A 12,256-nucleotide genomic window follows, 5' to 3' on the forward strand; every position below is an offset into this window, starting at 1 on the left:
TGCGGGTCTGGTGGTGGAACCGGAAGGCAGCGTCTGGGTGCACAACGAGACCGGCGTGCCCCTGAGCTCCGGCCGGGACGACGGTGGTCCCACCAGCTGGCAGGCGGCGATTCGCAACGGCAGCGACAGCTACCGCGAGTTCCTGCTCGAATTCGGCGACTTCCAGCACGCCTACGAGGAGGAGTGGGATCCCATCTGCCCCACCGACGCGCTGGGGTTGGCGAGCCCGCAATACGCCATCAATCCGCCGGGCCGCAAGTCCGACGTGCCCCACTTCATCTATGAGAAGCCGGATCCTTGCCCCATCTCCGGGGCCGCGCCGCCCTGTCCCGAGGCCGTCTCCGCGGACGATCCGGGCTTGACGGTGGTCAACTATCGCAACGAGCCGGTGGCCATGCGCATCCGCAACCCCGGCACCAACAGTCAGGCCGCCCACGGGATCGGTCTCGAAGAGCCGGGGGATCTCTCCTTCGCCTACGAGACGCGGACGGACCGCGAGGATCCGGACTACAACCTCTTCCCCGGCGTCCGCGCCGGCGTGCCCAGCGCCGGACCCTACCCGCCCCTGACTCGGGGGCTGGTCCAGGGTGACCCCTTCACTCCGCTGATGCGGGTGCAGGAGGGTGACAACGTCAAAATCCGTGTCTTGGTGGGTGCCCACGAGGAGGAGCACAACTTCACCATCCACGGTCTCAACTGGCTGGCGGAGCCTTCGAATAGCAATTCCGGCTACCGCAACTCCCAGCACATGGGCATCTCCGAGTTCTTCGATCTCGAGGTCGGCCATATGCCGGGGCTCGAAGCCGGGCGTTCCGTCGATCTGCTGTACAAACCCAGTGCCGCTGTGGAATGGCAGTGGACGGGTCTGTGGGGTCTGGTGCGCATCTATCGCGGCCGCGACACTACGGACACCCAAGACGATCGCCTCGAGGCGCTGCCCAACAACACCCTCGGTCAGGTCAACGTCGACGAAGGCGAGTACCAGACCTCGACCCGAGGCCAGACGGTACCGGGAACCTTCGACGGCGTCATGATCCCGGAGAAGGCAGGGGCCGGTCCCGCCGACCCCACCGCCATCGTGCCCATCGCGTGCCCCAACGGCGCGCCGCGGCAGATCTATGACATCACCGCCGTCGCTGCCACCGAGGTGCTCCCGGACCGGACCCTCTACTACAACTGGCGCGACACCACGGTGGTGCGCTGGGACGATCCCGACGCCGACGAGTATCCGCCGTCGAGCACGGTCAATCGCGGACCGCTGCACGACCCGACGGCGATGCTCTTCGTCGAGACCAGCGACCTCGATTACTCCGGCACCCGCCCGGTCCTCAGACCGGACGCGCCGGTGGAGCCGTTGATCCTGCGCGCCAACGCGGGGGATTGCATCGAGGTCACCCTGCGCAACGACCTGCCTAGCTCCTACGGTCCGCTGCCCAGCCAATACCAGGATCTGGACGGCTGGAGCGGTATGCCGATGATCATCGAGCACTTCAACGCCAACGATGTGAACCCCTCCTTGGACGTGGGTCTGCATCCTCAGCTGGTGTTCTTCGACGTCCGCCAGGGCGACGGCAGCAACGTCGGTCTCAACCCCGCTCAGTACCAGAAGCAGACGGTCTCTCCCGGTGAGAAGATCACCTACTACTGGTACGCCGGGCGCATCGACAACACCCCGCTGGGCGTGGTGGCCACTCCCATCGAGTTCGGTGCCATCGGCCTGAGCTCGTCGGACCCCATCAAGCACACCAACAAGGCGGCGGTGGGCGCGTTGATCGTCGAGCCCCAGGGCTCCAGCTGGCAGCTGGACGACACCGACAACTACAACGACGAGCCCCAGGATCGCCGGACTCGGGCTTCCGCCACCATCCACGCCGCCGACGGCACGTTCTTCCGGGAGTTCGCTTTGATCTTCCAGAACGACGTCAATCTGCGCTACGGCGCCGAGCGGACCGGCGTCCGCAACACCGAGCCGGTGATGAGCATGGCGGTCAACGAAGACGCCACGGAAACCGGCCAGAAGGCGTTCAACTACCGCACCGAGCCGATCTGGTTCCGTCGCGGCTACAAGCCGGAGAGTGCGCCCACGAGGACCCGCGAGGTGACCAACTTCGACCAGGTCTTCACCAACGCGTTCATCGGCAACCAGGACCCGGTGACCCCGGTGTTCACCGCTGACGCGGGAACGCCGACCCGGTTCCGGGTGGTCCATCCCGGCGGTCACACCCAGGCCCACGTGTTCAACATTCACGGCCACGTCTGGGAGCAGACCCCCTACGTCAAGGACTCGGAGCTCATCGGCACCAACCCCACCTCCCCGTGGGTCGGCGCCCGCTACGGCCACGGCCCGTCGAATCACTTCGACGCAGTTCTCAAGGACGGCGCCGGCGGTCCCAACCTGGTCACCGGTGACTACCACTACGGTGACTATGTGCCCTGGTACCTGGTCAACGGTATGTGGGGCATCTTCCGGGTCGACTAAGACCGGCGAACACCCGGGGCGGCACGCTCCGCCCCGGGTGTTCCGTTGGTTGTCTCTTCGTTCTCTTGTTTTGCCTTAGAAAAGGAACCGTGATGAACCATTCCCTGGCTCTACGATTCTCGCGCAGCTTCGCAGTTTTGCTCCTGGCCCTAGCCCTCGCCACCGCCTGGATCCTGGCAGCGATGCCCGCGGCGGCGTCCGTGCCGGCGGCGGACGAGGCCGCCCAGCCTCCGGCGGAGAAGGAAGCACAGCCTCCGGCGGAGAAAGAAGGCGTCCAGATTCAATTCCAGATGGAGCGCCTGGAAGCCGGCAGCGGACCGCTGCAGGAAGGCGATCAGGTGCGGGTGCGCTTCCACATCACCGATACCGCTTCCGAAGCTCCCCTCTCCGGTCTCTACCCCGCCGCCTGGATGGACCGGGTGCCCACCTCCGTAAGCTACGAGCAGGAGAGCTGCGACCAGAAGGTCAGCGCCTTCTTGAGCGGCACCCTCTTCTCCCAGCCGGAGCTCAACCTCAACGTCTACTACGTCCTGGCTCTCAACGACGACGCCACCATCACCATCGTCGATCCCCTCTTCGGCTTCGGCACCACCAAGCTCCTGGCATTGGTGGAGTTGGAAGCCCGGGGCGAAGACTGGGTGATGCAGCCCCGCGGCCGCTACCTCTACGTCTCCATGCCCACGGCGGGCAAGATCGCTGTGGTGGACACCGAGGTCTGGAAGGTCGCCGCCACCCTCGACCCCGGCTTCGCCCCCACCCGTCTGGCCCTCACCGAGGACGGCGGGCAGCTGTGGGCGACCGACGACGGCCAGGGGGAGTCTTCCGGCATCGCCGTCTTCGACACCCAGAGCCGCGAGCTTCAGGCGCGCATCGCCACCGGTGCCGGGCCCCATGATCTGGTGCTCGATCCGCGGGAGCAATACGCCTACGTCAGCAACCGCGCCGCCGGCACGGTTTCGGTCATCGACGCCCGCGCCCTGGCCAAGGTCGCCGACGTCGCCACCGGCCCGAGCCCCAGCTACCTCGCCTACTCCACCGCCGGCGATGCCGCCTACGTGGTCGATCCCCGGACCGGCATCGTCTCCGTCATCGCCCCCGGTCAGGGAGTGGTGAGCCGTATGGAGGGCCGGCCGGGGCTGGGGCATCTGAGCTTCGCCCCCGGCGGACGCTACGGTTTTCTGGTCAACCCCCTCACCGACCAGCTGCACATCCTCGACGCCGCCCGCCAGCGCATCATTCAGACCGGCACCATGGAGGAGGGACCCCACCAGGTCAACTTCACCGACGAGCTCGCCTACATCCGACACCTGGACAACGAGCTCATCCTGATGGTGCCCCTGGACGAGATCGGCCGCGAGGGAGCCCCCATCTCGGTGGTGGACTTCCCCGGTGGTCAGCGGCCGCCGGGCCTCGGCGCGGCGCTCCTGCCGGCACCGTCCATCGTGCAGGCTCCGGGAGCCCCGGCGGTGCTGGTGGCCAACCCGACGGACAAGATCATCTACTTCTACAAGGAGGGGATGGCGGCCCCCATGGGCAGCTTCCAAAACTACAACCGCCAGCCCCTGGCGGTGCGGGTGGTGGATCGCAGTCTGCGAGAGCAGGCTCCCGGCAGCTACGAGACGACGGTGCAGCTGCGCCGGCCGGGCACCTACGATGTCGCCTTCTTCCTCGACGCCCCGAAGCTGGTGCATTGCTTCCAGCTGACCGTGGCTCCGGATCCCAACCGCGAGCGGGAACGGCAGGCGGCGATGCCGAAGGTGCGGCTGGAATCCCTGCTCGACAACCGGCAAATCGCCGTCGGCGAGCCCGTGGATCTGCGTTTCCGCCTCACCAGCCGGGCCGACGGCTCGTTGATCGAAGGGGTGGATGATTTGCACACCCTGACCTTCCTGGGCCCCGGCCTGTGGCAGAAACGCCAGACCGTGGAGCACCAGGGCGCAGGAATCTACGGATTCTCCTTCACCCCGCCCCGCCCCGGCCTGTACTACGTGTTTCTCGGCTCGGCCTCCTTGGGGATTTCGTTGAAAGAGTCCCGATACATCCTGCTGGAAGCTCGGGAGAGCTCGCCGTCCTCGGACCGCGCCGGCACTTCCGCCGAAGCCCAAACCGCCAGCTTGCCCTAACTCGAAGGAGATCGACGATGCCTATCCAACTTCTCCGCAGCCGGTCCGCAACTCGCGGTCCGCTCTCCCTCCTCGCCGCCTTGACCCTCGCCAGCGCCCTGATGCTCTGGACGGCGCCCGGCGCTCGAGCCGAGGAACCAAACTGCCACGACACCGCCGCGGAGCCCTCCGCTCACAGTGACCACGCCGGGCACGCGGAGCATCGATCCGCGGATGCGGAACGCGCCTCCGGCCTCGACCTGCCCAACGTCGAGCTGGTGGACCAGGACGGCCACGCCGTCCACCTCTACCAGGACCTGATCGAGGATCGGGTGGTGGCGATGAATTTCATCTTCACTACCTGCACCACCATCTGCCCGCCCATGGGCGCGAGCTTCGGCAAGCTCCAGCGGGAGCTCGGCGAGCTCCTGGGGGATCCGGTAAAGCTGGTCTCGGTGTCCATCGATCCCACCACCGACACGCCGCCACGGCTCAAGAGCTGGGGCGCGAAATTCGGTGCTGGGGACTCCTGGAGCCTGCTCACCGGCTCGAAGCAGGACGTGGATCAAGTGCTCCGCGCCCTCGAGGTCTTCACCCCGACCCCGGAAGACCATGGCCCCATCGTGTTGCTGGGTAACGACCGCACCGATCAATGGGTGCGGGTCAACGGCCTGACCCCACCGTCCAAGCTCGCCGCCATGCTCGAAGAATTGGCCACCGACCACCGCCCCACCGCTGGAAAGGAATCGCGATGATCCGCTTCCCTGGAACCCCCTCGAAGCTCTCTCTCCTCGCCGTCGCGGGGATCCTCCTGGCCGCGCTCTCAGTGCAGATCCCGGCCCAGGCCGCTCCCGATGCCCGCGTCGACTCGAAAGCCCGCGGCGCCGCCGACTACTTCACCGACGTCGAGCTGGTGGATCAGCACGGCGAGAGCCACCGCCTGTACAGCGACCTGATGCAGGGCAAGGTGGTGGTGATCAACGCCATGTTCACCTCCTGCGCCAGCAGCTGCCCCGCCATGGCCGCGCGGTTGTCCAAGATGCAGCGTTTCCTCGGCGATCGGCTGGGGGACGATGTCCACATCCTCTCCATCTCCGTCGATCCGGAGCGCGACACCCCCGAGCGCCTGCTGACCTTCGCCGACTCCTTCGGTGCCAAGCCGGGCTGGTATCTGCTCAGCGGCAAACCCGACAACGTCAACCTGGCGCTGACCAAGTTGGGCCAGTACGTGGACGAGCCGGAAACCCACAAATCCATCATGATCATGGGCAACGAGTCCACCGGATTGTGGAAGAAGGCCATGGGGTTGGCTCCCGCGGAGGAGCTCATCGCGGTGCTGGAGAGCGTGCTGGAAGACCGGGAATGATGCCTGCCCTCGGCCGCGGATCCGGTTGGTCGTTCGTCTCTCTGGCGGCCGGGCTCTTGCTTCTGGGCCTCGCGGGAGCACCGTCTCTCCTGGCCGAGACCGGAGCCCGCGCCGAGGGTGATGCCGAACGGGGGCGCTCCATCTACCACCAGGGCGTCACCGCCGAGGGCGGCACCATCGACGCCGCCTTCGGGGACCAGGGCTTCGTGGTGGAAGCCTCGGTGCTGCCCTGTGCCAGCTGCCACGGCCGGGACGGTAAGGGCAAGCCGGAGGGCGGCGTCAGCCCCTCGAACCTGACCTGGCATTCCCTCACCCACCCCCGCGGCGCCCGCGGCGGAGCGGGCACCAACCGGGGCGGCCGCAGCCATCCGCCCTACGACGAGCGGTCGGTGGTCAAGGCCATCACCATGGGCCTCGACCCGGCGGGCAACGAGCTCGACTCCACCATGCCCCGATACCGGCTGTCCCACCAGGACGCCGCCGACCTGGTGGCCTATCTGCGGCAGCTGGAGCACGAGAAGGACCCGGGGATCTCCGACGACACCCTGGTGATCTCCACCCTCCGCGCCCACGGCAGCTCCCAGGGCACCGCCGTCGAGGATGCCCTCCGGGCCTTCTTCGACGAGGTCAACGACCGCGGCGGCGTCTACGGCCGCAAGGTCCGCTTCCGCCCCCTCGACCTCCCCATCACCCCCGGAGCCCAGGCCCTCGCCGACGACCTGGGCTCCCAGCTGGAGGCGGATCCTCCCTTCGCGCTGGTGGCGGCGGATATGACCCGGCGGGAAGCCCCTCTCGCGCGGCTCTTCAGCACCCGCCAGCTGCCGGTGGTGGGCCCCTTCGCCGTGCAGCCCCAGCTCGAGATGCCCCCCAATCCTTATGTTTTCTATCTCCTCGGCGGAGTCCAGGAACAGGTCGCCTCCCTCCTCGACTTCGCGCGGCAAGAGCTCGCCGCCGGCCAGGGCGGAGAGACCCCCGGCCGCCTGCTCATCGTCCAGCCAGCCTCCGCCGGCCTCGGCGATCCCGACACCGAGCTCTGGGCCGAGGCCGCCGTCGAAGCCGCCCAAGGCGGCCCATGGAGCGAGGTCGCCCGGCCCACCCCTGAGGAGCTCTTCTCCGACCTCTCAGCGTCCTCCAGCCAGGCTCAATCGAGCCAGATCCAAGACACCGTCCTCCTTCTCGGCGGCGGCTCCGCCCTCTCCCAGTTCCTGGCCCGCGCCGACCACAGCAGCTGGTACCCCAAGGTCCTGATCCCCGGCGTCTTCGCCGGTTCCAACATCCTCTCCGCTCCCCCCAGCTTCGACGGTCACCTCTACCTAGCCTTCCCTGTCCTCCCCTCCGACGCCCGCCCCGACAAGCTGCAAGAAGTGTGGCAACTCGCCGACCGCCACGACCTCCCCAAGCAACACCTAGCCGCCCAACTCTCCGCCCTCGCCGCCGCCCAAGTCCTCATCGAAGGCCTCCACCGCGCCGGCCGCGAGCTCTCCCGGGAACGCCTGATCCAATCCCTAGAAGGCCTCTACAAACACCCCACCGGCCTCCTCCCCCCCGTCACCTTCACCCCCAACCGCCGCCTAGGCGCCCCCGGCGCCCACATCGTGCGGGCGAACCTGCAGACCCGGAACTTCGAGCCTTTGGGTGAGCGGGTGGTGCCGCGGTGAGGGTGGGGCTGGCCTGAAGAAAGGCCTTGGCTGAGGCTGCGACGTTGGCTGTCTGACAGCGTCTAACGAACATTTGCCCTTCTTTCCGCGCGAAGGAGAGCCCTATCGATTAGGGATTCTCTGTCTCCAAATTGGACGCAGCGGGAACAGAACTCTAGCTACGACTCTTGGATAGCCTCTATGACACGCCGTGTCGTAAAAGAACAAATCAAGCGATCGGCGTTGCTGTGGCCTGACGATGGGCTGCGTTTTACGGGTGACGGTTGTCCCAAAACCGGTGCATAGCGAAGTAAGAGAGCGTCCTCACGGAGAAGCAAAACTGAATACCACTTCCATAGTATTAAACAATCAGAATGCCGCGGACGTTGCACAAACCAACACTTCTTCACCACCCCTAACTGAGAGGATCAACAATGCGGACAGATGTCAGATTGATTCTTATCCTCTTACTCGCTCCTGCCTTGAGCGCTCTGGGCTGCTTCAGTATTGCTCCTCCGAGCGCTTGCTGTGGTGTGGTCACCGGGAACCCTCTCCACTGTCCATCAGTGATTCCATTCGACAGCATCCAATTGCCGGAAAGAAATCCAACGAAGCTAACCTGCCTAAGTGACGACACCGGTGCTATTTGCTGCGGCCCGGTAGTTCCCGGTTGTCATGCCTGCAACTGCTCCTGTTGGGGTGGCAGATGGTGCGACAAGCTTCGCGATGAATGCGACAAATCAGGGGCGAGCGGATCCTTCTGGTCGGATGACACCGGTCTCCTGGGCGCATGCGAACCCTTAACGCCGGCTCTTCCTTCATAAGGTAGTGACACCGCCCTGGAAGTGAAGCTCCAGAGTACCAGCGGCTGAGTCATCCCTGAGCCGGGTGTACGATGCGCTCGACCGAGATGGAATTGCTTTCGGGTGCATAACGAAACACCAAGGGCCCTCACCCCGACGATTCCTCACAACCAACCCACCAAGGAGCTGAAGTAGATGGACTCATTTTGGATCATTCTAATCGGCGCAGCAATCTTCGGAATATTGATTGCGATCGGTAAGAACCAGGCGAAGGAAACCGCTGAGACTGCATACAAGCAGAGTCTGACTGAGCTTAAGTTGGACCCAACGAACGCGGAGCTTCGTGAGAAGACCCTGGACCTCGGCCGCAAGTACTCAAACTTGACCAGAGACGGAAAGGGGATCGCCATTTTCGACGAAATCGCGCTCATGAATGATCTCAATGCTGCTGCAGGTGGATCTATGGCTCTAGCGGACGGACCGCCAACCCAACCACCACTACGAGACCAAGCTCCGCCTCGAGCAAATCCGGAGGCAAGACTGAAGCAACTGACAAGTCTCAAGGAGAAGGGGCTAATCGAAGAGGAAGAATTCGAAGAGCGGCGAGCCAAAATCCTGGACGAGCTCTAGAATTCTCGACGAATCGCTCCCTGAAACACAGCGAGGACGAAAAGAGTCGAGGTCCTTAGCGCTAAACACCCAGAGCCTAGCTGAGGACCCTTTCGACTCGGCAAGCTGAACGAGCCTCAAGGCGAGCAATATCGATGCTTCCGCTGAGCCTTGCCCGCGAGCGAACAGCCCGCGCTGTCGCTTAGCTTTGCTCATTCTCCGTTAACTGGAACCAACCCACGCCCGGCGAAGTCTAAACGGACAGATGAACTCACCAAAGCCCACCGTCCCCCAATCCCTGCCCTGGCTCCTCGCCGGATCCACGGGCCTTGCCGCATGGGGCCTACTCATGCTGCAGGCTGCCGCCGCGACCGGCCCAGCCGGTTACTTCACCGACCTGGCCCAATCACCAGCGCACTTCCTGGCCTGGCTCGCCCTCCTCGTCGGCCTCCAGTCACTAGTCACGGCAGCTCAACGCCAAACCGCCTGGAGGTGGGTCGAAGTGCGGGTGGGTGTGGGCCTTGGATTGGTCCCAGAGCTCCTGCTCACTCTTCCTCTACTCACCAGGATCGACATCGAAGCCGGCGCCTGGTTCTTGTGGCTGGAGCGGCTGATCAGCCTCTTCCAGCTCCCGGGACGGGCTCTCACCGCCCCATTCCGCGACTTTAGCCGGTGGGCGGTGGGGTTGACGGATCCGGGATCGGCGTGGGTGGCGCGGGAGCTCGCCGTGTTGAATCTCGCGAATGTGCTGGGGTGGGTGGTGGTTTGCCTGCTGGTTGGTGTTGGCGTTCGGGGGCTTGGAAGGGCGGCCGAGAGTCCGCCTGAGGAATCTCAGCTCTAGCAGAGCAGCAACAGCAGAGCCCCGCTGCGCATCAGCGCCCCTCGAGGGGCTCTGCGAGCTCCCCCTGCCCAACCCCGTCCCGACCAACAAACGCTCTTCTGCTCCGATCCGTCGCGTCGTGGAGGCAGGACTCTCGAGACAGCAGCGCTCCCGGCTTGCCTTGCCGATTGACGGCAGATCACCAATAAGTCTATGATTCCTCAAGCTTGCAAGTTTAAATAACAGAATTTCTTGAATAGAGAGCCGGATAAGCCGCGAAGGATGAGTGGGGCGCGCGCTATTCAATTTAACGCTAAGCAAATGCCTGCCCAAGTGAGGAGGAATCAGAGATGAGGATCGTGAAACCGGCCACAATGTCGACTGTGATCTGGATCTGTGCGATGTTTCTCGGCTCCGGTGCCGCCGCTCAAGTTCCCGATGACGTGCTCGAGTCCATTGAAACCCCGGACCAGGTCGAAACGTCCATCGGAACGCTCCATTTCCTTGATGGGGCGCCGCTGCCCGAGACTGCTGACAGAGTTTACGACTACCTCGACACTGCCAGGGCCATGGACGCCTTCTTGAAGGGCCAGCCGGCGACGTCCGTGAGAGCACTCATCGAAGGCGCACACTCGATCGGCGCGGTGGCAGCGAACGAGGTCATGATCTTTGACCACCTGATGGACTCGAACTCGCTCTTCCTCACCGGCAATACCTCCACGCTGTACACGATCCCCGACCTCGACCTGAAGCGGGATGGGCCGACCGTGGTGGAGGTGCCGAATGGCCTACTCGGCGCGGCCAATGACGCCTACTTCCGCTACATCAACGACCTCACGCAGGCCGGGAAGTACCTCTACCTACCGCCGGGGTACGAGGGTCAGGTGCCTGCGGGCTATACCGTCCTGAAGCCGAGCACCTACCGGGTGTGGGTTTTCCTGCGCGCCTCGATCGCCAACGGCGTGGACGAAGCGGCCGATTTCGTGAAGAGTACCTTGAAGGTCTATCCGCTGTCCCAGGCGGACAATCCCCCCGAGATGGTCTTCGTCAGCGCCTCGAACAAGTCCTTCAACACCATTCATCCCAACAACGTCGAGTTCTTCTACCACCTCGACGAGATCATCCAATACGAGCCCTTGGGCTGGCTCGATCCCGAGACCCGCGGTCTCTTCGCCTCCATCGGCATCGCGAAGGGCGAGGAGTTCGCACCGGATGCGAGAATGCTCGGGCTCCTCGCCGACGGTGTCGCGCTCGGGAACGCCGCCTCGCGCTCGATCGTCTGGTTTCCTCGCTACACATGGAATATGGACGAGATCCGGATCTATCCGGACACCAACAGTTCGTGGATCATGGGCTTCTTGAATCGAAACGTTTTCTTCAACGGCGAAGACGGCCAGACCATGAACACCGACGCCCGGGTCATGTTCTTCTATCCCTATACCGCCGTCTCGCCCGCGATGGCCACGCCCCAGGTAGGCACCGGATCCGACTACGCCATCACCTACACCGACGCCACCAAGCAACCCTTCGACGGCAGCAAGACCTACAAGCTGAACATTCCCGCCAACCCACCGGTCAACAACTTCTGGGCCGTCACGGTTTACGACACGCAGACGCGCTCGATGTTGCAGACGAGCCAACTCTTCCCGACCGTAGGCAGCCAGACAGAGGGAATCCAGCAAAACGAGGACGGATCGACGGATATCTACTTCGGAACTCAGGCTCCAGAAGGGTTCGAAAACAACTGGCTGGAGACCATCCCCGACAAGAGTTGGTTCGCCATCCTTCGCATGTACGGCCCGCTCGAGCCGTGGTTTGATAAAACCTGGCGTCCCAGTGAGATCGAGCTGACGAACAACTAGGCTCTTCCGCCGGTGGGCGGTAGGGTTGACAGATCCGGGATCGGCGTGGCTGGCGCGGGAGCTCGCCGTGCTGAATCTTGCGAACGTGCTGGGGTGGGTGGCGGTCTGTCTGCTGGTTGGCGTTGGCGTTCGGAGGCTTGAGCGGGCGATAGTCCGCCGCGAGAACTCCCCAGGGAATGCCTAGCAGTTCCTGTCTCCCCTCCGGGGCTTGGGGATTCTTCGGACCGCACACCCGGGGCTTGCGCCCCGGGCTAGATGCCTCCGCCCCTCCGGGGCTCTGCTGTGCCGCCGGGGCTCCAAGGTGGCGAGGAAGCATACCCAGGGCTTGCGCCCCGGGCTAGCAGCCTGTGGTGTAAGTCAGACGCCAGCGAGAGCGAGCACTTTTTCGTCGAATCAAGGCCGGAAAACCGCAGGCGATGCGGGTATCGGCGAGGTTTTCGAACGAAGATTCGGCGGAAAAGAGCCGCTCGTAGCGCGGCTCAACTTTCACCACGGGCTGCTCGTGTTGATAACATCAGGCGCTCGGCTCAAGAAGACAAGACGCACCTCGACTTCCAGCCAGAGAAAAGGAGGGCGAA

8 protein-coding genes are annotated in these 12,256 nt (G+C 64.4%); all 8 read left to right on the forward strand.

The window, feature by feature from the left end; translation table 11 throughout:
* Window positions 1–2,479 (forward strand): hypothetical protein (locus SX243_06990; protein MDY7092702.1); only part of this gene is annotated, 2,479 nt, incomplete at its 5' end.
* A gap of 92 nt (window positions 2,480–2,571) precedes the next feature.
* The gene (locus SX243_06995) at window positions 2,572–4,602 is read left to right on the forward strand and encodes a YncE family protein (GenBank protein ID MDY7092703.1); all 2,031 of its coding nucleotides are present in this window, start codon (window positions 2,572–2,574) and stop codon (window positions 4,600–4,602) included.
* A gap of 17 nt (window positions 4,603–4,619) precedes the next feature.
* Window positions 4,620–5,336, forward strand: a complete 717-nt coding sequence (locus SX243_07000; GenBank protein MDY7092704.1) for an SCO family protein — start codon at window positions 4,620–4,622, stop codon at window positions 5,334–5,336.
* Complete coding sequence (locus SX243_07005) at window positions 5,333–5,947, forward strand: SCO family protein (protein ID MDY7092705.1); 615 nt, start codon at window positions 5,333–5,335, stop codon at window positions 5,945–5,947. Before SX243_07000 ends, SX243_07005 begins: the two co-directional genes overlap by 4 nt.
* Complete coding sequence (locus SX243_07010) at window positions 5,944–7,605, forward strand: ABC transporter substrate-binding protein (protein MDY7092706.1); 1,662 nt, start codon at window positions 5,944–5,946, stop codon at window positions 7,603–7,605. Before SX243_07005 ends, SX243_07010 begins: the two co-directional genes overlap by 4 nt.
* A 977-nt stretch (window positions 7,606–8,582) precedes the next feature.
* Entirely contained in the window at window positions 8,583–9,017 is a 435-nt protein-coding gene (locus SX243_07015; GenBank protein MDY7092707.1) for a hypothetical protein, read from the forward strand.
* Between the two features lie 244 nt (window positions 9,018–9,261).
* A complete protein-coding gene (locus tag SX243_07020; protein MDY7092708.1) occupies window positions 9,262–9,837 on the forward strand; it encodes a hypothetical protein in 576 nt (191 codons plus the stop codon).
* Between the two features lie 329 nt (window positions 9,838–10,166).
* Complete coding sequence (locus tag SX243_07025; protein ID MDY7092709.1) at window positions 10,167–11,678, forward strand: DUF1254 domain-containing protein; 1,512 nt, start codon at window positions 10,167–10,169, stop codon at window positions 11,676–11,678.
* The last annotated feature ends 578 nt before the right edge of the window (window positions 11,679–12,256 follow it).

The sequence above is a fragment of the Acidobacteriota bacterium genome (assembly GCA_034211275.1).
Lineage (GTDB): Bacteria > Acidobacteriota > Thermoanaerobaculia > Multivoradales > JAHZIX01 > JAGQSE01.